Here is a 23,015-nt window from a genome sequence, read left to right as displayed (position 1 = left end):
CTTTCGGGCGGTCGGATCAGCCACGGGCCGCGGCGAGGGACTCACGCGCGGCGGCGACGACGTTCTCGGGGGTGAAGCCGAACTCGGCGAACAGGGTCTTGGCGTCGGCGGAGGCGCCGAAGTGCTCCAGGGAGACGATGCGTCCCGCGTCCCCCACGAACCGGTGCCACGTCAGACCGATACCGGCCTCGACCGCGACCCGGGCCCTCACGGACGGCGGAAGGACACGCTCGCGGTACTCGCGCGGCTGCTCCTCGAACCACTCCACGGACGGCATCGACACCACCCGGGTGCCGACCCCCTCGGCCTCCAGGGCCTCGCGGGCGGCGACGGCGAGCTGCACCTCGGAGCCCGTGGCGACGAGCACCACGTCCGGCACCTCGGTCGAGGAGTCCTCCAGGACGTAGCCGCCGCGCGCCGCGTCCGGGTTCGGCTCGTACGCCGGCACGCCCTGGCGGGTGAGCGCGAGGCCGTGCGGGGCCGGGTCGGTGGTGTGCCGCCTGAGGATCTCGGCCCAGGCGATCGCGGTCTCGTTGGCGTCGGCGGGGCGTACGACGTTCAGCCCCGGGATGGCGCGGAGGCTGGCGAGGTGCTCGACCGGCTGGTGGGTCGGGCCGTCCTCGCCCAGGCCGACGGAGTCGTGCGTCCACACGTACGTCACCGGGAGCTGCATCAGGGCCGACATCCGGACGGCGTTGCGCATGTAGTCGGAGAACACCAGGAAGGTGCCGCCGTAGATCCGGGTGTTGCCGTGCAGGGCGATGCCGTTCATCTCCGCGGCCATGGAGAACTCGCGGATGCCGAAGTGGATGGTGCGGCCGTACGGGTCGGCCTCCGGCAGCGGGTTGCCCCGCGGCAGGAAGGACGAGGTCTTGTCGATGGTGGTGTTGTTCGAACCGGCCAGGTCCGCCGAGCCGCCCCACAGCTCGGGGACGACCGCGCCGAGGGCCTGGAGGACCTTGCCGGACGCGGCCCGGGTGGCGACCGCCTTGCCCGGCTCGAACACCGGCAGGGCGTCCTCCCAGCCCTCGGGCAGCTCGCCCTTGCTGACGCGGTCGAAGGTGACGGACCGCTCCGGGTTGTCGGCGCGCCAGGCGGCGATCCGCTTGTCCCAGGCGGTGTGCGCCTCGGCGCCCCGGTCCAGGGCGCCGCGGGTGTGGGCCAGCACCTCATCGGCGACCTCGAAGCTCCGCTCCGGGTCGAAGCCGAGGATGCGCTTGGTGGCGGCCACCTCGTCCTCGCCGAGCGCCGAGCCGTGGGAGGCCTCGGTGTTGCGGGCGTTCGGGGCGGGCCAGGCGATGATCGTGCGCATCGCGATGATCGAGGGGCGCCCGGTCTCGGCCTGAGCCGCCCTCAGCGCCGCGTACAGCGCGGGCACGTCGACGTCGCCGTCCTGCTGCGGCTCGATCCGCTGCACGTGCCAGCCGTACGCCTCGTACCGCTTCAGCACGTCCTCCGAGAACGCGGTCGCGGTGTCGCCCTCGATGGAGATGTGGTTGTCGTCGTAGAGGAAGACCAGGTTGCCGAGCTTCTGGTGGCCGGCCAGCGAGGAGGCCTCGGCGGAGACGCCCTCCTGGAGGTCGCCGTCGGAGACGATGGCCCAGACGGTGTGGTCGAAGGGCGACTCGCCCTGCGGGGCGTCCGGGTCGAACAGGCCGCGCTCGTAACGGGCGGCCATCGCCATGCCGACGGCGTTCGCGACGCCCTGGCCGAGCGGACCGGTGGTGGTCTCCACGCCCGCGGTGTGCCCGTACTCGGGATGGCCGGGCGTCTTCGAACCGTGTGTGCGGAACGCCTTCAGGTCGTCCAGCTCCAGCTCGTAGCCCGCGAGGTACAGCTGCGTGTACAGGGTCAGCGAGGTGTGGCCGGGGGACAGGACGAAGCGGTCACGGCCGGCCCATTCGGGGTCGGCGGGGTCGTGCCGCATCACCTTCTGAAAGATCGTGTAGGCGGCCGGCGCCAGGCTCATCGCGGTGCCGGGATGGCCGTTGCCGACCCGCTGGACGGCGTCCGCCGCCAGAACACGGGCGGTGTCGACGGCGCGCCGGTCGAGTTCGGTCCATTCGAAGCTGTCCGCTGTCTGCGTGCTCATCTTCAAGAAGTCCTCGATAGGAGCGAAGTAGCTGGTCTGACGTCTTCAAAACTAAAAGTCTGACTTTTTCGACGGAAGGTCGCCGTGTGCCAGCCTGTGGTGAAACTGGGACACCCACCGGCAGCACGGCACGCGAACGGGGCGGTACGAGACGGACATGGCAGACAGAACCATCCAAGGCGGCGACGGGATCAGAACGTTCCCCTTCCCGGTCGAGTTGAGCGTCGGCGGTGTCGGCATGCAGGTCGGCCCGATGGGCACCGGCCGCACCTGGCACGCCGACGCGCCGCTGGAGCGCGTGCACCGCATCGACTTCCATGTCGTGATGCTGTTCGCCGAGGGCCCGGTCCGGCACATGGTCGACTTCACCGAGCACGAGGCCACGGCCGGGGACCTGCTGTGGATCCGCCCGGGGCAGGTCCACCGCTTCTCGCGGACGAGCGAGTACCGCGGAACGGTGCTGACCATGCAGCCGGGCTTCCTGCCCCGTGCGACCGTGGAGGCCACCGGCCTCTACCGCTACGACCTGCCGCCGCTGCTGCGTCCCGAGCCGGCGGAGCTCGCCGGGCTGCGCGCCGCGCTCGAACACCTGCGGCGCGAGTACGAGGACACGGCCACGCTGCCGCTCAGCCTGCACACCGCCGTCCTGCGCCACTCGCTGACGGCGTTTCTGCTGCGGCTCGCCCATCTCGCCGCGAGTTCGGCGGAGTCGGTGCGCCGGCAGTCGGACTCCACCTTCACCCTCTTCCGGGACGCCGTGGAGCGGGACTTCGCCACCAACCACAGCGTCAGCGCCTACGCCGACGCCCTCGGCTACTCCCGCCGCACCCTGGTCCGCGCGGTCCGCGCCGCCACCGGCGAGACTCCCAAGGCCTTCATCGACAAGCGCGTGGTCCTCGAGGCCAAACGGCTCCTCGCCCACACCGACCTGCCGATCGGCCGGGTCGGCGCGGCGGTCGGCTTCCCCGACGCCGCGAACTTCTCCAAGTTCTTCCACCAGCACACGGATCAGACCCCGGCGGCGTTCCGGGCGGAACTGCGCTGAGGGCAGCGGAAAGGGGCCCCACGCGCGCGTGGAGCCCCTTCACGGGCGTTGTCAGCGCCCGAAGGTGAACCAGTTGACGTTCACGAAGTCCTGCGGCTGACCGCTGGTGAAGGTCAGATACACGTCGTGCGTGCCCGTCACGGAGCTGATGTTCGCCGGAATCGTCTGCCACGACTGCCAGCCCCCGGTGCTGCCCACCGAGAAACTCCCCACGGGCGCGCTGCCACGGCTGTCCAGCCGCACCTCGACCAGCCCGCTGACGCCGCCCGTCGCACCGCTCGCGACCCGGGCGCTGAACTGCCGGGCCGCCGTGGGGCCGAATTCGACGCCCTTGAAGTGCAGCCAGTCGCCGTCCGCCAGCGAGCCGACGTTCCGGCCGCCGCCGGAGTCGGCCGTCGTCTCGGTGCTCACGCCCGACTGGCCGTCGTAGGACTCGGCCTGGATGGTGCCGTAGGCGTCGCGGTTGCCGGTCGGCGGGGGCGTGGTGCCGCCACCGGACGACAGCACCTGGACGTAGTCGACGACCATCGCGTGGCCCGGCTGCGTCCCGGCGTCCGGGCCGCCGCCGAACGCGTCCGGGAAGCCACCGCCCATCGCGACGTTCAGGATGACGAAGAAGCCGTGGTCCGTTGCGTTCCGCCAGGTCGTCGCGTCGACCTGGTTGGCGCGCACGGTGTGGAAGTTGGTGCCGTCGAGGTAGAAGCGGATCTCCTCGACGCTTGTCGAGCGGTCCCACTCCATCCGGTAGGTGTGGAAACCGGCCTGGCAGGTGGTGCCCGGGCAGGTGGTCGAACTGCCGATACCGCTGGTCTCGTTGCAGGGGCCGCCCGGCGAGGTGCCGCAGTGCATGGTCGCGAACACCGTGTTCATGCCCTGGGTGTTCTCCATGATGTCCAGTTCGCCGACGGCCGGCCAGTTCCAGTAGTCGCCGCGGTAGGGGGCGCCCAGCATCCAGAACGCGGGCCAGTAGCCCTTCGCCGCGGCCCCGGTGACGTTCGGCACCTGGATGCGCGACTCGACGCGGAGGGTGCCGCCGGCAGCGGGCTGGAAGTCGGTGCGGTTGGTCTCGATGCGGCCGGAGGTCCAGTTCCCCGCGGCGTCCCGCCGGGGGGTGATGCGGAGGTTGCCGTTGCCGTCGAGCGAGACGTTGTCCGGGCTGCTCGTCATCGTCTCGATCTCGCCCGTGCCCCAGTTGGCCGGGCCGCCCGGGTAGCCCTTGCCCGTCGCGTACTGCCAGTTGGAGGTGTTGACGCCGCTGCCCGCGGCGCCGTTGAAGTCGTCCACGAACATCTGCGTCCAGCCCGACGGGGGCGGCGGGGCGGAGGCGTTGGCGGCCGGAGTGGCGGCGGTGGTGGCGGCCGCCGCGAGGCCGAGCGTGCTGACGACGGCGACGAACGCCCGTCGGAGGGGGCGGCGTCCGCGGGAGGTGCGGGAGGTATCGCTCATGGGGGGATGCCTCTCGAGTGGAGGGATGAGAGCGCTCTCAAAGTGCCGCCAATGTGCTCCACGTCCCCCAGGCCGTCAAGAGGTAAAGCCGGGAAAAGTACGGGCCGGTCGGTGAGTGCACAGCTTGAACGGGGCGTCAGGTGAGGGCTCGCTCCGGCTGCCACCCCAGGGCCCGTGAGATCCCCCGGGCCGCCACCCGCACCGCCGGGACCAGCACCGGTACCTGGGCGTCGGCATGCGGCACCACGATCGACACGGCGGCGGTCACCGTGCCGTCCGCACCGCGTACCGGCGCGGCCACCGACAGGGCGTCCTCCGTGATCTGACGGTCGCTCACCGCCACGCCGGTGCGGCGTACTTCGGCCAGTACCCGCCGCAGTCGCGCCGGGTCGGTGATCGTGTACGGCGTGAAGGACGCGAGTTCGCCCGCGCAGTACTCCTTCTGGAGCCGCTGGTCGCCGTGGGCCAGCAGGGCGAGTCCGACGCCGGTGGCGTGCAGCGGCCAGCGGGCGCCGACGCGGATGTGCACGCCGACCGCCGAGCGGCCCGACAGCCACTCGATGTAGACGACGTCGGACCCGTCCCGCACGGCCAGTTGCACGTTCTCGTGCGTGGCCTCGTACAGGTCCTCCAGGTACGGCAGCGCGATCTGCCGCAGGGCGAGGCCGCGCGGTGCCAAGGCGGCGAGCTCCCACAGCCGGAGACCGACGTGGTAGACCCCGGACTCGTCACGCTCCAGGGCGCCCCATTCGGTGAGCGCGCCCACCAGCCGGTGGGCGGTGGTCAGACTCAGCCCGGCCCGCCGGCTGATGTCCGTCAGGCACAGGGCCGGGTGCTCGTGGTCGAAGGCCGCGAGCACGGACAGCAGCCGGTCGGGCGCGGTGGGGCCGGTCATGGCCGGGCGTCTCCCGGGTGGGCGAGGTCGTGGGGGCGGGGGTAGGCGGTCGGGCGGTAGGGAATGTAGCGGGCCTCGGTCGTCGGGTCCTCCTGCTGCGCACGGGAGTTGAGCGTGCCGGGCGACACGTCCCAGCGGCCCGTGTCCAGACGGTCTTCCAGGGCGTCCAGGGCGCCCAGCGTCTCGCCGGTGGTGAAGGTGCAGTGGCCGGGGCCGTCGACGTACGCCTGGCGCAGCAGCCCCGCGGAGCCCCCGGCCGTGGCCGCCCGCCGGTAGGCGCTCTCGGCCTGCACCGGGATCAGCGCGTCACCCGTCGTGTGGATGTTCAGCTGGGGGTCGGTGAGCCGGCCGGAGAGCACGCTGGTGTTCCGCATCCACCCGACGGCTTTCGGGTCCGCGGAGATCCGGGGTGCCCGGCCGAGGGCCGAGAGGTCGGTACGCAAGGACAGTCCCGCCTCCTTGTAGAGCTCCGTCACCTCTTTGTACAGCGGGGACCGGGCGAGCATGGCGGTGTAGTCGACGCCGGTGTTCCATGACGGGTTGCCGCCCGCCCGGCTCTCGGCCTCCTGCCGCCAGCTGAAGGCGGGCATCTGGAGGAGTCCCCGGACGGCGGTGAACTGGTTGGACTGCTGGGTCCCCCAGTCGGTGGGGCCCGGCTTCGTCTGCGAGGCGTCGTTGTAGCCGGGGATGTTGTGCAGGGCGGCGGCCAGGCCGATACGGGCCCGGCCCTCGGGGGTCTGCTGGGCGGCGTCGACCTTCGTGGTGAGCGTCTTGGCGGCGGCGACCGCCTCCGCCTGGTCGGCGAACCCCGCCAGCCGGATGCCGGAGTCCGGGGCGAGCAGTGTGCGCAGCGCGAACACCGGGTCCAGGGTGCTGTTCCAGTTGGCGACGCCGCCCTGCACCAGCCCGCACATCGACAGCGAGCCGTCGAAGCGGCCGGCGTGCCGCTCGGCGAGCATGGTGGTGACGAAGCCGCCGTACGAGGTGCCCCAGGCGAGTGTCCGCCGGGCCGGTCCGAACTTCTCGGTGAACAGGTCCAGCGTGGCGAGCTGGTCGGGCACCGCCTCGGTGACCGCCCAGCCGTTCGTCGCGTACGAGGAGCCGATCAGGGCGTAGCCCTCGGCCAGCAGCTTGTCCAGGGCGGCCGTACTCGGCGTGTTCTGGGCCCGCTTGGGGGATCCGGCCGGGGCGTAGCCGTGGCTGTACAGCAGCACCGTGCCGTTCCAGGAGGCGGGCACGTCCATCACGTACACGGCGCCGGAAGAAAGCTCGCCCTCCAAGTGGGCGTCGGTGGCGTCGGCGGCCTGCGCGGGCAGCGCGGTCGCCACGGACAGGCAGGTGGTCAGGAGGGCGAGGCGGATCCTCAACGCGGGGTTCCTTCCAGGGTGGGGGTGGCGGCGGGGGAGTCCAGGGCGTCCGTGTGCGTCTCGCGCAGCCGCCACACGGTGACGGCGGTGATCGCCGCGCCGGCGCACAGCAGCAGCGAGACGGGCGTGCTGCCACCCCCGTACGAGGCGAGGAGGCTGCCGGCGATCAGCGGGGAGAAACCGGCGCCGACCAGGGTGGCCGCCTGGTAGCCGAGGGAGGCGCCGGTGTAGCGGACGCGGGTGCCGAACATCTCGGTGAGCAGGGCGCCGAGCGGTCCGTACATCGTGGACTGGGCGACACCGTGACCGAGGGCGAGCGCGAGGATGAGCAGGCCGGGCGAACCGGAGTCGACCAGAGCCAGTACGGGGAAGGCGAGCGCGGCCGAGGCGATGGCGCCGGCGAGCACGACGGGCCGGCGACCGACCCGGTCCGACAGCGCGGACGCGGCGGGCAGGACGGCGAGGGCCACGCAGGAGGCGACGGTGACCGCGGTCAGCACCTGCGGCCGGGTGTATCCCTCGTCGACGGCGTAGGAGATCATGAAGCTCGTCAGCAGCGACTGGGTGGTGAAGGCGCCGATGCCGACGCACGCGGCGAGCAGCACGGGCTTCGGGCGGCGCAGCAGCTCCACGATCGGCGGCTTGTCCACCGGCTCCCGCTTGGCCTGCGCGAACAGCGGGCTCTCGGCGACCTTGAGGCGCACGAACAGCCCGACGGCCAGCAGCACGATGCTCAGCAGGAACGGCACTCGCCAGCCCCAGGAGCGGAAGTCGTCGTCGGGCAGGCCGGCGACGAGGGTGACCACACCGGCCGACAGCACGGAACCGAGCGGGGCGCCGAGCTGGGTGAAGCTGGACCACAGGCCGCGCCGGGAGCCCTGCGTGCGCTCGGCGTGCTCGACGACCATCAGCATGGCGCCGCCCCACTCGCCGCCGATCGCGATGCCCTGCACGACGCGCAGCGCGACGAGCAGGACCGGGGCCCAGACGCCGATCGCGTCGTAGGTGGGCAGCAGGCCGATGAGGAAGCTGCCCAGGCTCATCAGGACCATGGTCAGCAGCATCATCGACTTGCGCCCGATCCGGTCGCCGAAGTGGCCGAAGACGATGCCGCCGAGCGGACGGGCGAGATAGCCCGCCGCGAAGGTCCCGAACGCCGCGATGGTGCCGACGGCCGGGTCGGCCTGGGGGAAGAACAGGTCGCCGAAGACGAGCGCGGCGACCGTGCCGTAGACGAGGAAGTCGTAGAACTCGACCGTCGTGCCGAGCAGGCCGGAGATGGCCACACGGCGCAACTGACGTGAATCCGGGGCGGGTTGAGCGGCTGAGGGGGATGGCTGCACGGGGAGCTCCCTGGGGACGGGTCTCGGATAGCCCGTGAAGTTATGCATCCATCGTGCAGCAGTCAATCATTTGCACAACATCAGTTCAGGCCGTCCTCCGCGATCCGCAGCAGCAGTGCGTGCAGCGCCTCCCGCTCGGCCTCCTCCAGCGGGCCCAGCAGTTCGCTGGTCACCCGCAACCCGGCCTCGTCGGTGTCACGCAGGAACGCGCGGCCGCTCTCGGTCAGGACGACGATCCGGCTGCGGCGGTCGTCGGGGGAGGGGCGGCGCTCGGCGAAGCCCTGCTTCTCCAGGTCGTCGACCAGGCCGACGATGGCACTCGGGTCGTAGCCCAGCCGGGTGCTCAGCTCGCGCTGGAGGGTGCCATCGGTGGTGGCGAGGAAGCGCAGTACCGCGTAGTGGCGCAGGCGCAGGCCCGACTCCTGGAGGCAGGCGTTGAAGAGCTGCCCCGAGCGCAGGCCCAGGCGGTACAGCAGGTAGCCCGTGTCGGCGTGCAGCCCGCGCATCCACGGCTCGTGCGCGTCGATGGGCTTCGGGGTGACGTTCTGGCGTGCGATGGCGGGCTCCCTGTGCTCGGTGCTTCCTGGAATTCCAGCATCTCGTACCCGTGGGTCATCAACAACTATTGACGTCAACAATTATTGCTCTTAGCTTCGATCTCGAAGCCGCACCACCCGCATCAGCTCGTGAAGGGACCCACCCGTGCCCAGCATCGATCTCTCCGGCAAGGTCGCCGTCGTCACCGGCAGCGGCCGGGGCCTCGGCCTCGCCTACGCGCATGCCCTGGCCGCCCACGGCGCGTCCGTGGTGGTCAACGACGTCGACGAGGCCGTGGCCGAGGCGGCCGTGAAGTCCATCGAGGAAGCGGGCGGCCGGGCCGTCGCCGAGGTCGTCCCGGTCGGCAGCTCCGAGGCCGCCGAACGGCTGGTGAACCGGGCGGTCGAGGAGTTCGGCCGGCTGGACGTCCTCGTCACCAACGCCGGCATCCTGCGCGACAAGGTGCTGTGGAAGATGACCGACGAGGACTTCGACGCGGTGATCACCACCCACCTCAAGGGCACCTTCACCTGCGCCCGCGCCGCCGCCGTCCGGATGCGCGAGCAGGGCGAGGGCGGCTCGCTGATCCTGGTCGGCTCCCCGGCCGGGCAGCGCGGCAACTTCGGCCAGACGAACTACGCCGCCGCCAAGGCCGGCATCGCGGCGATGACCCGCACCTGGTCCATGGAGCTGGGCCGGGCCAACATCACCGTCAACGCGATCGTGCCGGTCGCCGCGACCGCCATGACCGAGACGATCCCCGCCTTCGCCCCGTACATCGAGGCCATGCGCGGCGGCGAGCCCCTGCCGGACTTCCTGCGCAAGGGCGAGGGCTTCGGCACCCCGGAGGACTGCGCGGCCCTGGTCCCGTTCCTCGCCTCCGAGGCGGCGCGCGGCGTGACCGGCCAGTGCGTCGGCATCGGCGGCGACAAGGTGGCACTCTGGTCGCATCCGCAGGAGATCAGGGCGGCGTACGCCGACGGCGGCTGGACCCCCGGCGCCCTGGCCGACGCCTGGCCCACCTCGGTCGGCGCCGAACTCCAGTCGGTCGGCATCCCGGCGCCGAAGTTCCCGGAGGCGTGATGGCCCCCTCGATGAACGCAGACGACCTCGTCGCGATCGACGTCCACACCCACGCCGAGGTGTCCTCCAAGGGCCACTCCTCCCTGGACGACGACCTGCACGACGCCTCCTCCGCCTACTTCAAGGTCGAGGGCAAGCGGAAGCCGACCCTGGACGAGACCGCCGCGTACTACCGCGAGCGGAAGATGGCCGCCGTGATCTTCACGGTCGACGCCGAGTCCGCCACCGGCACCCCGCCCGTCCCCAACGAGGAGGTCGCCGAGGCGGCCGCCGCCAACGCCGACGTCCTCATCCCCTTCGCCTCCATCGACCCCTTCCGGGGGAAGGCGGGCGTCAAGCAGGCCCGCCGCCTGGTCGAGGAGTACGGGGTGAAGGGCTTCAAGTTCCACCCCAGCATCCAGGGCTTCTTCCCCAACGACCGCTCGGTGGCCTATGACCTCTACGAGGTCATCGAGGAGACCGGCACCATCGCCCTGTTCCACACCGGCCAGACGGGCATCGGCGCCGGAGTCCCCGGCGGGGGCGGCATCCGTCTCAAGTACTCGAACCCCCTCCACGTGGACGACGTCGCCGCCGACTTCCCGCATCTGAAGATCATCCTGGCGCACCCGTCCTTCCCCTGGCAGGACGAGGCCCTGGCCGTCGCCACGCACAAGCCGGGCGTGCACATCGACCTGTCCGGCTGGTCGCCGAAGTACTTCCCGCCGCAGCTCGTGCAGTACGCGAACACCCTGCTGAAGGACAAGGTCCTCTTCGGCTCCGACTTCCCCGTCCTCACCCCGGACCGCTGGCTCGCCGACTTCGACAAGCTGACGATCAAGGAAGAGGTCCGGCCGAAGATCCTCAAGGAGAACGCCGCCCGTCTGCTCGGGCTGACGAAACCGTAAGGGGCGTGACATGCGCAACGAGGGACTGGGGTCATGGCCCGCACGCCGGGCCCGCAAGACCCCGCACCGCACCGCCCTGATCCACGTCGACACCACCCGCACCTACGCCGGCCTTTACGAGCGCACCACCCGCCTCGCCCACGCCCTGCGCGCGAGGGGCATCCGGCGCGGCGACCGCATCGCCTACCTCGGCCCGAACCACCCCTCCTATCTGGAGACCCTGTTCGCGGCCGGCACGCTCGGCGCGGTCTTCGTCCCTCTCAACACGCGCCTGGCCGGCCCCGAGATCGCCTACCAGCTCGCCGACTCCGGTGCCAAGGCCCTCGTCTACGGCCCCTCGCACGCCGGTCTGGTCGCGGGACTGCCGGGCAGCACGGACGTCCGTACGTACGTCGAAGTGGGCGTCGAGTACGAGGAGGCACTGGCCTCGGCCTCCGAGGAGTCCATCGACACACCGGTCACCCCGGACGACACCTGCATCATCATGTACACCTCGGGCACGACCGGCCGCCCCAAGGGCGCCATGCTCACCCATGGCAACCTCACCTGGAACGCGGTCAACGTCCTCATCGACCACGATCTGCTGGCCGACGAACGCGCCCTGGTCTCCGCCCCGCTGTTCCACACCGCCGGCCTGAACATGCTGACGCTCCCGGTCCTGCTGAAGGGCGGCACCTGCGTCCTGGTCGAGGCCTTCGACCCGGACGCCACCTTCGACCTGATCGAGCGGCACCGGATCACCTTCATGTTCGGCGTGCCGACGATGTTCGACCAGGTGGCCAGGCACCCGCGCTGGCCGGGGGCGGACCTCTCCTCGCTGCGGATCCTGACCTGCGGAGGCTCCCCGGTCCCCACCCCGCTGATCGCGGCCTACCAGGAGCGCGGACTGACCTTCCTGCAGGGCTACGGCATGACCGAGGCCGCGCCCGGCACGCTGTTCCTCGACGCCGAGCACGCCGTCAGCAAGGCGGGTTCGGCGGGCGTGCCGCACTTCTTCAGCGACGTACGGGTCGTGCGGCCGGACCTCGCGCCGGTCGACGTCGGCGAGGTCGGGGAGGTCGTGGTGCGCGGACCGCACGTCATGCCCGGCTACTGGGGGCTGCCCGAGGAGACGGCCGCGTCCTTCGCGGACGGCTGGTTCCGCAGCGGTGACGCGGCCCAGGTCGACGAGGACGGCTACGTCCACATCGTCGACCGCATCAAGGACATGATCATCTCGGGCGGGGAGAACATCTACCCCGCCGAGATCGAGGACCAGCTCCTCGCCCACCCGGACATCGTCGAGTGCGCGGTCATCGGCGTGGCGGACGACAAGTGGGGAGAGGTGCCGCGCGCGGTCGTCGTCCCCCGCGAGGGCGCCGCACTCGACCCCGACGAGGTGCTCGCGTCGCTCGCGGGACGCCTCGCCAAGTACAAGATCCCGAAGTCGGTCGTCGTCGCGGACGCACTGCCGCGCACCGCCTCCGGAAAGCTCCTCAAGTCCCGTGTGCGCAAGCGCTACGGCACCAACTCCTAGCGAAGGACAGCGGTATGAGCATCACCGTCAACGGTCTCGACGAACTGAAGAAGCTCGCGGGCAGCGACCTTGGCACCAGCGAGTGGATCGAGGTCACGCAGGAGCGGATCGACACCTTCGCCGACGCGACCGGGGACCACCAGTGGATCCACGTGGACCCCGAGAAGGCCAAGGAGGGCCCCTTCGGCGCCCCCATCGCACACGGCTACCTGACGCTCTCCCTCTTCATCCCGCTGTTCACCGAGCTGCTGGACGTCCAGGGCGTGACGACGAAGGTCAACTACGGCCTCAACAAGGTGCGTTTCCCCTCTCCCGTGAAGGTGGGCTCCCGCATCCGGCTGGTGGCCAAGCTCGCCGAGGTCGAGGACGTGCCGGGCGGCGCGCAGATCACCGTCGAGGGCGCCATCGAGATCGAGGGCGGCTCCAAGCCGGCGGCGGTGCTGCAGAGCCTGTCGCGGTTCTACGCCTGAGGCCGCGCGGGCACCAGGTCGAGCAGGCGTTCAGAGGCGTCGCGCGCGAGCGGTGAGAGCCGGTCGTGCACGGCCCGGAACGTCTTCTCGGCCTGGTCCGCCGGCCAGTCGTCCGGCAGATGCTTGACGGGCAGGCGCGGGTCGCGCCGGACGATCCGGAGCCACTCGGTCTGGAGACGCAGGCGCAGGACGAGCGCAGCGAGATGGGGGTCCCCCCGGCCGGAGGCCGGGGGAGCGTCGTCGGCGTCCGGCAGGTCGTCCTCCCAGGGCTGCCAGCGTCGTACGAACGCCTCGTAGTGGCCGGCCAGGTCGGACAGCTCCCAGGTCTCCTCGATCATCTGGCCGATGTCCATGCCGGTGTCCGCGTGGGCCCGGAAGACCTTCACATGGGCGGACAGGCCGAGCTCGGCGACCAGCGCCGACACGTCGACCTCGCCCGGGGCGATCCACAGGCCGTTGAACAGCGGGCCGAAGCCGCTCCAGGTCAGCTGGGAGCGTAGGTCGTGGCGCTGGCGCTGCCAGGACTCGGGCAGGGAGAAGCCGAGCAGGGTCCAGGTGCCGTCCCAGTGCCGGTTGACGGCGCCGGTCTGCCAGATGCGCCGCTCACCGTCGCGCAGCACGGCCTCCGAGCGCTCGGTCAGCCCGAAGTACATCCGGCGGCCCTCGCGCTGGCGGCGCAGCAGGTCACGGTTCACCATGCGGGTCAGCGTCGAGCGGGTCGCCTGCTCACCGATCCCGGCGCGGGCGAACACGTCGATGACGCTGCCCGAGTACACGCAGACATCACGCCCGAGCACCTGGTCGCCCAGGAACGTCAGCATGAGGGACTGGGGCCGCAGCGACTCTTCACCGGTCACGCGGCCCACCGTACCTCCGCCGGATCAGTCCATGACCTGCTGGTACCCGGGGTCAGGAACCCTCGACATCGACGAACACCGGGTTCGCATAGAACCACGTGTCCGCCCACGGGTCACCGTCCCCGGGCGCGTGCGGGACCGGACCGTGCGGGTCGACCGAGGCTCCGAGGTAGCCGGTGCCGTTGCGGTTGCCGTCGCTGCCGCGCAGCCGGACGTAGAAGGACTCGTCCCCGGCGGTGAGCGGGATGCGCAGCGTGTACGTCCCCTTGCGGCCGCTGACGTCCTTGGTGTGTACGACCTTGGTGTCCGGCGCCTTCCAGGTGTCCCGGTCGGTGACGGGGCCCCGCACCGCACCCCGGATCACGTCGACGTGCCGGAGCTCGGGCAGGATGCCCTGCGCGTTGGGGCGGGAGGCGGTCGTGACGGTGACGTACAGGCTGATCCTCTCGCCCTTGCGAACGCGCAGCCGGCCGCCCAGGGTGACGCCGCGACCGGCGTCGCGGTCCCGCTTGACCCGGACGTCGAGCCCGTCGAGCAGATGCCCGTGGTCCAGCCAGACGCGGCCCGCGCGCAGGCCCGCCATGACCGCGCGGTAGCCGTAGCGGGTGACACCGACGTGGGTGCGACTGAACTGGCCGGGCCAGAAGTCGCTGCCGGGCTGTGGGGTGTCGGTGTTCACCGGGTCGGGGAGCTTGCCGGTGTTGTCGAAGTTCTGTCCGGTCGGCCAGTCGCCGTTCTTCCAGGTGTCGAAGACGGTCCGGTGGTTGTCGGAGTTGGTGGTGATCGAGAACAGTCTGCCCTCGGCGAGCAGCGCGTCCCACAGCCCGCCGACGGTCGCCGTCGCCCAGTCGAAGCCGCCGTACGTCAGATAGGCGTCCGCCGGGTAGCCGGACCAGGACTGGGTGGACGGCTTGTTCTCGTACTCGCCGCGGATCGAGGTCGTGCCGCGCCAGCCGGGGATGGCGGCACCCTGGGCACCGGGGGCACCCTCCATGCCGATCATGATCTCGGGAGCCGCGTCCCGCCAGTTGCGCATCTCGTGCGGGGAGTCGATCCCGAGCCGCAGCGGGTGGTTGGCGAGCACGAGGACGTCGTCGACATAGCCCGAACGGCGCTGCTCGGCCAGCCACTTGATCGCCTTGACGGCGTGCGCCTCGTTGCGGGCCGTGTCGGTCGCGCCGGCCGAGCCCTCGGTGTAGTTGAGCAGCTTGCCGTCGTAGGCGAGCTCGAACCGCGTGAGCAGATCCACCTCGTGGGGGCCGGGCGCCGCGAACACCGTGCAGTGCTCGGCGGCCGGGATGTACCACTCCAGGCCCTGGAAGATGAGCTGACGCGGGTTCTCCGCACGGGCTTTGAGGATCTCCTCGTGCTCCAGCTGCGCGCCGTAGTAGGCGTGCCCGAAGTTGGAGTGCTCGTTGAACACCATCCAGTCCAGGCCGTACTTGGCGGCGGCCTTCGCCTGCTGGGAGAACGTGTACTTGGCGTCGTGGCTGTAGACGGAGTGGACGTGGTGGTCGCCCACCAGATACGCCAGCCGCGGGTCGTCGCCACCGAGGCGCTGCGGTGAGGCCGCGGCGGGCAAGGCGGCCGAGCCGAGGGTGAAGGAGGCGCCGAACAGGCCCGCGTGGCGCAGGAGTCCGCGCCTGGACAGGCCCTGCGGATCGAGTGCGGCGGGCGAGACGGAGGGGTCGGCCCAGTCGGGCAGCTGCTGCTCGGTCATGGTGATCCTCGAGAAGGGAGTCAGTGCGTCATGAAGGAGGTGACGGGCAGCGCCCGTTCGACTATGCGGACGTCACCGAGACGTCCGTGCAGGATCTGGTCGATCTTCCCGCCGTACTCGTAGCCGCCCAGCAGCCACGGCAGCCCCACGGAGGTGATGCCGACGAAGGACGCCTTGGGATTGCGGAGCACCGGGCAGCCCTCGACGTACAGCGTGCTGTGCTTGCCGTCGTTGACGACCGCGAGGTGCCACCAGGTCTCCAGCGGGGTCTCCTGGGCCCAGTTGGTGGCGATGCCCTGCTGGTTGAGCGGGCGCATCGCCCACTGCGGTTCACGGTCGTTGGACAGGGACAGCGTGGCCAGCGGCTCGTCCGGGTCGTCGGCGGTCTTGCCGGCGGCGCCGCCCGTGCCCGTGCGCGAGACCAGGCCCGACCAGGCGTTGTGGTCCGGGTCCCAGTCGGCGGGCAGACGGTAGAACGCCTCGATGGTGTAGCCGCCCTCGAAGGTGGCCGAGTTGAGCGGGGCGCCGTCGACCGTGCGCAGATAGGCGCCCTTCAGCGGCGACTTGAAGCCCTGGAACTCCAGGCTGCCGTGGCCCGGCTGGTCGGGGTGGTGGTCCGCCGACCAGCCCAGGGCGCCGCCGCCCACCGTGATCAGGGAGAGGTCGTTGCCCCGCCCGGACAGGTCGCGGACGGTGCCGGCCGTGCTGTCCGTGCCGTCGACGGGCTTCTCGAAGCGCCAGTACGCCATCGTGCCCGGGACCAGCAGCTTCGCGGCGGGCCTGGCCGGCCGCGCGGGAACCGGGGCGAAGCCGGAGAAGCGCTGCTGGAAGTCGATCTCGACGGAGAACCGGTCGGCGTCGCCGCTCAGCTCCATCTCCTGCCGCTCCAGCTCGTTGAGCCCCTTCTTCGCACGGCCCAGGATCCACGGGGAGACCGTCTCCACGTCGATGACGTTCCGGTCCAGGTCGAACCGGTAGAGGCGGATCATCGCCGCGCCGCCGAAGTAGCGGTTCTGGTAGTTCGTCAGATGCAGCTGGACGTCGTGCCCGGCCGCGTTCTTGCGCGTCGCCCGGGCGGCGGGCCAGTAGTGCCCGTTGAGGGTGAGGAAGATCTGGTCGTGGTCCTCGACCAGCTGGTCCCACAGCTGCTGCCCGTACTCCGACAGGGAGCCGTCCTCGACGACCAGTTCGTGCGTCGTGAGGATCACCGGCGTCTTCGGGTGCTTCGCCAGAACCTCCTTCGCCCACGCGTAGCCCTGCGGCGACAGCCGCCAGTCCAGCGCCAGCACCATCCATTCCCGGCCGCCCGCGGTGAACAGGTGGAAGGTGTTGTAGCCGTCCGGTGAGGCACCGCCGAACGTCCGCTGCCCCTTGAACCGCCGCGGACCGAAGGCGTCCAGGTACGGTGTCGCACCGCGCTGGTCGGTCGTCGACGACTTCACGTCGTGGTTGCCGGCCAGGACGCTGTAGCCGACGCCGCGCCGGTCCAGCAGCCGGAACGCCTCGCCGATCGCCGCGAACTCCTCCTTCGCGCCGTTCTGCGTGAGGTCCCCGAGATGCGACAGGAAGACGAGGTTCTCCTCCTTGCCGTGCTCCAGCAGATAGCGCAGTGACGCCTCCACCGGTGCCTTGTCGATGCTCGGCCCGTCGAAGAGGTACTGGGTGTCCGGCATCACGGCCAGCGTGAAGCGGCGGCTGTGCGGATCGGGACGCCAAGTCGACGGCGCCGCCACGGCGGTGACGGCCGGCAGCGCGGCCACCGCCCCGGCGGTCGCGCCGAGCAGCGCCGTGGCACGAAGGAAACTGCGTCTTCCGGCACCGGCCTGGGGCGCCTCGCCCAGGTCGTGGTCATGCGAAGTGCACACAGGTGCTCCATGAGGTGACTGAGAGGGGAGGAACTCAGAGAACGCGCAGCGTCCAGCTCCAGCGATGGACGCCGGCCGCGACGAGGTAGGAAGCGAAGGTGTCGGGCCCGCAGGACGCCGTGCCCAGCCCGCGGTGCGCCGCGTCGATGTGCACCACGCACCCGGCACGCGGCACCAGTTCGTCGTGATGGGCCGCCGAGGCGAGGTCGGCCGCGCGATGGCGGGTCACGGACACCTGGCAGGGCCGGTCCAGCCGCACAGCCAGCCCGGTGGCGTCCGGCGCGGACAGCGTGAACCGCCGCACGCCGTGCCGCCCGCCGCTCTCCTGCGGCCGCAGATACGGCGTGAATAGCTCGTCCACCGGCAGACCGTGGTGGCCGACGGGCGCGCCCGCGCCCCGGTCCGGATACGACTCCCAGGGGCCCTGCCCGAACCACTCCAGCAGGTTCAGCCCGGCGACCGTCTCGAAGACCGAACCGACCCGGGCCACGTCGTCCAGCGCCTCGGGCAGCTCGGCGCTCTCCTCCACCAGGAGCCCGCCCTCGACGGCCGTGAACACCTGCTCGTGACGGACGGTCCCGCCCGGGCAGAGATGGTCGGCGACGACGGCCACCCGTCCCGGGTCACGCCGTACGGCGACGACCTTCCGGGTGAGCGCGTCGAGCCCCCAGTCACGCCAGCGGCCCGCCATGCCGCCCAGTTCGTCGTTGTCGGTGGGCGCCCGCCACAGCGACAGCGTGGGCGCGGCCGCCAGCAGCGGATGGACCAGCAGCCCGTCCTCGTCGACCTCCACCGGGCGGTTCGTGACCGGGGTGTGCCGCACCGGTTCCGCCGCCCGCAGCCGCACCTGCGGCAGGCACACGACCGTGCCGCGCGGCGCCCAGGCCTCGTCCCCGGCCGTCGTGACGCGCAGCGTCAGCCAGGCCTCGCCGCCGTCCTTCGGCAGCTCGAACGGCAGCGGCACGGCGGCCGTCTCGCCCGGCCGCAGATCGGGCAGTTCGGCGGGAGCGGTCAGCGTGCCGCCGTCGGCGAGGGAGAGCTCCCACGCGCCCGACAGCCAGTCCAGGCCGCGGAAGTGCTGGTGGTTGCCCAGGACGACGCCCTCGTGCCGGAAGCTCTCGATCCGTACCGGCGCCGCGATCTCCCGGTGCTCGAACATCACGGGCTTGGGGGTGCGGTCGGGGAAGACGACCCCGTCGGCGATGAAGGCCCCGTCGTGGTCCGTCTCCCCGAAGTCGCCGCCGTACGCCCAGCGATGCCCGGGCGCGGCGACACCGTTGTCATAGAGCCCGGCGCCGCCACGCCCGGCCGGTCTGCCGTCGTTCACACGCTGGAGGATGCCGTGGTCCCAGAACTCCCAGATGAACCCGCCCTGAAGACCCGGGGTGGCCTCGATGGCCTCCCAATGGTCGGCGAGCGTGCCGTTGCTGTTGCCCATGGCGTGCGAGTACTCGCACTGGATGAGCGGCTTGGTCTGGGTCCCGGACATGGCGTGCGCCAGGCACTCCTGGAGCGGCGCGTACATCGGGCAGGCGATGTCGGAGGCCAGGTCCGGATCGGCCCAGCCGAGCTTGGCGGCGCCCTCGTACTGCACCGGCCGCCGGGCGGGGTCGTGCCGGCGTACCCAGCCTGCCGCCGCGTCGTGGTTGGCGCCGTAGTCGGACTCGTTGCCCAGCGACCAGATGATGACGGACGGGTGGTTCTTGTCCCGCAGCACCATCCGCGCGACCCGGTCGACGAAGGCGCCCAGATAGCGCGGGTCGTCGGCGATCTCGTGCGCGTGGTCGTGGGACTCGAGGTCGGCCTCGTCGACGACGTAGAAACCGAGCTCGTCGGCCAGGTCGTACAGGGACGGGTCGTTCGGGTAGTGCGCGGTGCGGATCGCGTTGAAGCCGAACCGTTTCAGCAGGACGAGGTCCGCGCGCATGTCGTCGTACGACACCGTCCGGCCGGTCAGCGGATGGAAGTCGTGCCGGTTGACGCCCCTGATGAACATGCGCTCGCCGTTGACCAGCAGGTCCCGGCCGGAGATCTCGACGTCACGGAAACCGATCCGGTGGTGCGAGGTGTCGGCGATCGTGCCGTCGGCGCGGTGCAGCCGTACGGTCAGGCCGTACAGCTCGGGCGTCTCGGCGGTCCAGGCCCGCACGTCCGGCACGGCGGTCCGCAGCCGGGCCTCGCCGAGGAAGTCGGAGACGCGCTCGTCATCGGTGTTGGCGCGGTCGAACTCCGCGTCCTGGGTGAGCAGGTGCCCGTCCAGCTCCCCGCTGACGTACCAGCCCTCGGGCAGCGCCCCGTCCGTGTCCCGCACCCGGCAGTCCACCCGCAGGTCGCCGTCCCGCCGGGCCCGCACGGCCACGTCCGCGAGATGCAGCGGGTCCCTCGCGTACAGCAGCACCGAGCGGGTGATCCCGCCGTGCCACCAGTGGTCCTGGTCCTCGATGTGCGAGGCGTCCGACCACTTCACGACGGTCAGGCGCAGGGTGGCCCGCTCCCCGGGGCGCACGTGTCCCGTCAGGTCGAACTCGGCGGCCAGATGGGAGTCCTTGGAGATCCCGACCGGCCGCCCGTCCACGTGCACCAGCAGCACGCTCTCGGCGGCCCCGACCTGGAGCACGATCCGCTGCCCGGCCCACTCGGCCGGCACGTCCACTGCCCGCTCGTACACCCCCGTCGGGTTGGCGGCGGGCACCCGAGGCGGGAACTCGGCGAACGGCATGCGGATGTTCAGGTACCGCGGGAGATCTTCCGTGCCCTGCATGGTCCACACGCCGGGTACGTACGACGACGACCAGACCTCCCCGAGCGGGGCGTCCGGCGCGGGCAGCAACTGGAAGCGCCAGTCGCCGTCCAGGGAATGGGCGCCGGCCCGCCGGTCGACGGCGTTCATGGGCAGACGCCCCCAGGAGGTCACCTCGGGTGCCTCCCAGGGGCGCAGGGCGATCAGGGGATCGAGGGGTGCGTCGTTCATGACCATTCTCGAAGTCGGTGCGGTGGGCCGGGGCAGGACACGGCCCCGCAGGCCCCAGGCGGGGTCGACGGGGATGCCGAGACGGTCCAGGACGGTGGGGGCGATGTCGATGAGGCGGGGCGAGTCGAGCCGGGTGCCCGCGGGCCCGCCCGGCTCGGCGAGGACGACGAAGACCTCCCGCTCGGCACGCGTGTCACCGCCGTGGCCGCCGGAGTCGAGGTGACCGTGGTCCGTGGTCACCAGCACGGTCCAGCGTTCCTCGGCGTGCGCCGGGTCCGAGCGCCGGGCGTCGATCGTCCCCAGCAGCCGACCGAGGTGCGCGTCCTGGGCGAGGAGGGCGCGATCGTAGGCGGGGGAGAGGGGGCCCGTGGCGTGGCCCGCCTCGTCGGTGGCGCCGAAGTACACGAACACCACGTCCGGGTCGTACTCGGTGAGCCAGCGTGCCGCGGTGTCGGCGACGCGGCGGTCCGCGCTCGCGTAGCCGTCGGATTCGCCGTCGTAGTAGACCCGTCGGCCGATCGCGGGGCCGAGGGCACCGCGGCGGACCAGCTCCGGCCAGGACACCGCGGCCGCGGTGCGCAGACCCGGCCGGGCTGCCACGGCGCGGCTCAGGAAGTCGGGGTGGCGGGTGTAGTCGGCGCCGGTGAAGTCGTTGCCGGTCACCCCGTGACGGTCGGGCCACACACCGGTCAGCACGCTCGACCAGCCCGGCCCGGAGTCGGTGTAGGCCATGCTGGTCGACGGCCCGTTCCCGGCCTGGCCGTCGGCCTCCCCGTAGGGCAGCAGGCTCGTGCCGTGGGCGCCCGCGGCCATCAGGCCGTGCAGCACGGGTGCCGCGGACGCGGAGAGGGCCAGCCGGTCGAAGCGCAGCCCGTCCATGCCGACGACGAGCACCTTGGCGCGTGGGGCCTCTGAGTTGACGTCCGTCACTGGGTGCCTCTCTTGTGTGGCTGCTGAGAGCTCGGGACGGGACCGGCTGCTTCGGCTGCGCGTCCCCTGTGGCTGGTCGCGCCCACGCGGCGGAGCCGCATATCAACACAGCCCCGCGCCCCTGTCGGGGCGCGGCTGTCCCGGTCAGCTCCCCTGAACCGCTCCCTCGGTGGCGCCCGCGATGAACCCGCGGGCGAAGATGGTGAACACCACGACCAGCGGAACCGACGCCATGAGCACACCGGCCATGACCATGCTGTAGTCGGTGGTGTGACCGACGTGGAGCTGGGCGAGCGTCACCTGGAGCGTGAGGTGGCCGGGGTCGGTGAGCACGATGAGCGGCCAGATGTAGTCGTTCCAGGCGCCGACGAAGGCGTAGATGGCGAGGAACGACAACGCGGGCTTGATCATCGGCAGCACGATGTTCCAGTACTGGCGGAAGAACCCCGCGCCGTCGATGCGCGCGGCGTCGAGGAGTTCGTCCGGCACGCCGTTCTCGATGTACTGGCGCAGCCAGAAGATGCCGAAGGCGTTGGCGAGGGCGGGCAGGACCAGCGCCTTGAGCGTGCCGACCCAGCCGATGTCGGACATCAGGATGAACTGCGGCAGGACGGCCAGCTGGAGCGGCAGCATCATGAACCCCACCAGCATGGCGAACAGCACCTTGCGGCCGGGGAAGTCGAACTTGGCGAAGGCGAAGGCCGCCAGGGAGTCGACGAACAGCACCAGGACGGTGGTGACGGTCGCGACGACGAGGGTGTTCAGCATCGACCCGAAGAAGTCGATGGTGTCGAGCACGTGCCGGACGTTCTCCAGCAGGTGGGATCCGAAGGTCAGCTTCGGCGGGCTCTTGTAGATGTCCTCGGTGGTGTTCGTCGCCATGACGATCGTCCATATGAACGGGAAGACCGAGATCAGCACGGCCAGACCGAGGAATATGTGCGCGGTCAGCCCCTTGGGGCGCCGTGACCGCCTCTTGACGACTGCGGTCATGACTTCCTCCCGCGCTGGACGACGCGCCAGTTGACGAGGACCAGCAGCATGATCAGTACGAAGAAGGCCCAGACGATGGCCGCGCCGTAGCCGTAGTCGTTGTTGACGAAGGCCGACTGGTAGAAGTAGAGCAGCGTGGTCAGGCCCGCCTGGCCCGGGCCGCCGAGGTTCGGGTTGGCGGCGTTGCTGCCGAACAGCACCTGGGGCTCGCTGAAGCTCTGCAGGCCGTTGATGGTCGAGATGACGACCGTGAACAGGATGATGGGCCGCATGATCGGCATGGTGATCTGGAAGAACGTGCGGATGGGACCCGCGCCGTCCAGCCTGGCCGCCTCGTAGATCTGCGTGGGGATGGCCTGGAGGCCGGCCAGGTAGATGATCATGTTGTAGCCGGTCCACATCCAGGTCATCAGCAGGGCGATGACCAGTTTGATCAGCCACGGATTGCTCAGCCACGGCACGGGTGAGATTCCGACGGTGCCCAGGATCGCGTTGACCAGGCCGAAGTTGTTGCTGAACACCGCGCCGAAGAAGATCGACACGGCGACGATCGAGGTGACGTTCGGGATGTAGAGGGCGATGCGGTAGAAGCCCTTGAAGCGCCGCACCGAATGCAGCAGCGTCGCCAGCACCAGAGCGCCGAACAGCGTGGGAACGGTGGACAGGACCCAGATCACCAGGGTGTTGCGGATCGACATCCAGAAGACCGGGTCGTCCCACAGGAACCGGAACTGCTGCAGGCCCACGAACTGGATGGTGCCCAAGCCGTCCCAGCGCTGGAAGGCCAGGTACAGCGAATAGAAGACCGGGAAGAACGAGAAGGCGCCGAAGATCAGGAAGAAGGGCGAGATCGCCAGGTACTGCCGCCAGTGGGACAGCACCCGGCGACGTCTCGGCCGTACGGCGCCCGCCGGCGGCGTGCGCCGGGGACGGAAGCGGGCCGGGCCCGGCCCGCCGTGGCGCCGGGGCACCGCGGCGGGTCCGGTGACCGGAGGGGA

General features: G+C 71.0%; 17 protein-coding genes and 1 pseudogene. 5 read left to right on the top strand and 13 right to left on the bottom strand.

The window, feature by feature from the left end:
• Positions 1-16: 16 nt before the first annotated feature.
• The gene (gene tkt, locus OG542_RS06220; RefSeq protein WP_328408926.1) at positions 17-2,092 is read right to left on the bottom strand and encodes a transketolase; all 2,076 of its coding nucleotides are present in this window, start codon (positions 2,090-2,092) and stop codon (positions 17-19) included.
• Positions 2,093-2,249: 157 nt separating this feature from the next.
• On the opposite strand from tkt, the gene OG542_RS06215 reads away from it, so the two are divergent.
• Entirely contained in the window at positions 2,250-3,137 is an 888-nt protein-coding gene (locus OG542_RS06215) for a helix-turn-helix domain-containing protein (RefSeq protein WP_328408924.1), read from the top strand.
• A 51-nt stretch (positions 3,138-3,188) separates the two neighbouring features.
• Here OG542_RS06215 and OG542_RS06210 read toward each other — a convergent pair whose 3' ends face one another.
• The 5 genes from OG542_RS06210 to OG542_RS06190 all read right to left on the bottom strand — a co-directional run bounded on the left by OG542_RS06210 (position 3,189) and on the right by OG542_RS06190 (position 8,694).
• Complete coding sequence (locus OG542_RS06210) at positions 3,189-4,583, bottom strand: glycoside hydrolase family 16 protein (RefSeq protein ID WP_328408921.1); 1,395 nt, start codon at positions 4,581-4,583, stop codon at positions 3,189-3,191.
• Positions 4,584-4,719: 136 nt separating this feature from the next.
• Complete coding sequence (locus tag OG542_RS06205; RefSeq protein WP_328408919.1) at positions 4,720-5,478, bottom strand: IclR family transcriptional regulator; 759 nt, start codon at positions 5,476-5,478, stop codon at positions 4,720-4,722.
• A complete protein-coding gene (locus tag OG542_RS06200; RefSeq protein ID WP_328408917.1) occupies positions 5,475-6,845 on the bottom strand; it encodes an alpha/beta hydrolase family protein in 1,371 nt (456 codons plus the stop codon). The genes OG542_RS06205 and OG542_RS06200 overlap by 4 nt, the downstream gene beginning before the upstream one ends.
• Positions 6,842-8,131: an MFS transporter gene (locus tag OG542_RS06195; RefSeq protein WP_328408915.1), complete on the bottom strand. Its 1,290-nt coding sequence runs from the start codon at positions 8,129-8,131 to the stop codon at positions 6,842-6,844. Before OG542_RS06195 ends, OG542_RS06200 begins: the two co-directional genes overlap by 4 nt.
• Positions 8,132-8,268: 137 nt before the next feature.
• Positions 8,269-8,694, bottom strand: coding sequence for a MarR family winged helix-turn-helix transcriptional regulator (locus OG542_RS06190; protein ID WP_328408913.1), 426 nt, complete (start codon positions 8,692-8,694; stop codon positions 8,269-8,271).
• Positions 8,695-8,890: 196 nt separating this feature from the next.
• On the opposite strand from OG542_RS06190, the gene OG542_RS06185 reads away from it, so the two are divergent.
• From OG542_RS06185 to OG542_RS06170, 4 genes are read left to right on the top strand one after another with little or no spacing between them, the layout of a single operon-like run.
• Positions 8,891-9,808, top strand: coding sequence for an SDR family NAD(P)-dependent oxidoreductase (locus tag OG542_RS06185; protein ID WP_308431698.1), 918 nt, complete (start codon positions 8,891-8,893; stop codon positions 9,806-9,808).
• 11 nt (positions 9,809-9,819) lie between these two features.
• Positions 9,820-10,695: an amidohydrolase family protein gene (locus OG542_RS06180; RefSeq protein WP_328408908.1), complete on the top strand. Its 876-nt coding sequence runs from the start codon at positions 9,820-9,822 to the stop codon at positions 10,693-10,695.
• A 10-nt stretch (positions 10,696-10,705) separates the two neighbouring features.
• Positions 10,706-12,211 carry an acyl-CoA synthetase gene (locus OG542_RS06175; RefSeq protein WP_328408906.1) on the top strand — a complete coding sequence of 502 codons (1,506 nt, stop codon included), beginning with the start codon at positions 10,706-10,708 and terminating at the stop codon, positions 12,209-12,211.
• A gap of 14 nt (positions 12,212-12,225) precedes the next feature.
• Complete coding sequence (locus tag OG542_RS06170; protein WP_311128733.1) at positions 12,226-12,681, top strand: MaoC family dehydratase; 456 nt, start codon at positions 12,226-12,228, stop codon at positions 12,679-12,681.
• On the opposite strand, the gene OG542_RS06165 is transcribed toward OG542_RS06170, so the two are convergent.
• The 7 genes and pseudogenes from OG542_RS06165 to OG542_RS06135 all read right to left on the bottom strand — a co-directional run bounded on the left by OG542_RS06165 (position 12,672) and on the right by OG542_RS06135 (position 22,898).
• Positions 12,672-13,538 (bottom strand): PaaX family transcriptional regulator, encoded by an 867-nt coding sequence (locus tag OG542_RS06165; RefSeq protein WP_328408904.1) that lies wholly within the window; start codon positions 13,536-13,538, stop codon positions 12,672-12,674. The genes OG542_RS06170 and OG542_RS06165 overlap by 10 nt on opposite strands.
• Positions 13,539-13,590: 52 nt before the next feature.
• A complete protein-coding gene (locus OG542_RS06160; protein WP_328408902.1) occupies positions 13,591-15,258 on the bottom strand; it encodes a PHP domain-containing protein in 1,668 nt (555 codons plus the stop codon).
• Positions 15,259-15,278: 20 nt separating this feature from the next.
• Positions 15,279-17,123 (bottom strand): LamG-like jellyroll fold domain-containing protein, encoded by a 1,845-nt coding sequence (locus OG542_RS06155; RefSeq protein ID WP_328408900.1) that lies wholly within the window; start codon positions 17,121-17,123, stop codon positions 15,279-15,281.
• Positions 17,124-17,157: 34 nt separating this feature from the next.
• Positions 17,158-20,094, bottom strand: coding sequence for a glycoside hydrolase family 2 TIM barrel-domain containing protein (locus OG542_RS06150; protein WP_328417788.1), 2,937 nt, complete (start codon positions 20,092-20,094; stop codon positions 17,158-17,160).
• Positions 20,095-20,103: 9 nt separating this feature from the next.
• Positions 20,104-20,973, bottom strand: a pseudogene (locus OG542_RS06145) (alkaline phosphatase family protein); the annotation flags it as partial.
• Between the two features lie 195 nt (positions 20,974-21,168).
• Positions 21,169-22,017, bottom strand: a complete 849-nt coding sequence (locus tag OG542_RS06140; protein WP_311128737.1) for a carbohydrate ABC transporter permease — start codon at positions 22,015-22,017, stop codon at positions 21,169-21,171.
• Positions 22,014-22,898: a carbohydrate ABC transporter permease gene (locus OG542_RS06135; RefSeq protein ID WP_311130451.1), complete on the bottom strand. Its 885-nt coding sequence runs from the start codon at positions 22,896-22,898 to the stop codon at positions 22,014-22,016. The genes OG542_RS06140 and OG542_RS06135 overlap by 4 nt, the downstream gene beginning before the upstream one ends.
• Positions 22,899-23,015 lie beyond the last annotated feature (117 nt).

This window comes from Streptomyces violaceus (assembly GCF_036014075.1).
Classification (GTDB): Bacteria; Actinomycetota; Actinomycetes; order Streptomycetales; family Streptomycetaceae; genus Streptomyces; species Streptomyces violaceus.
This window is presented reverse-complemented; position numbering and strand designations above follow the sequence as displayed.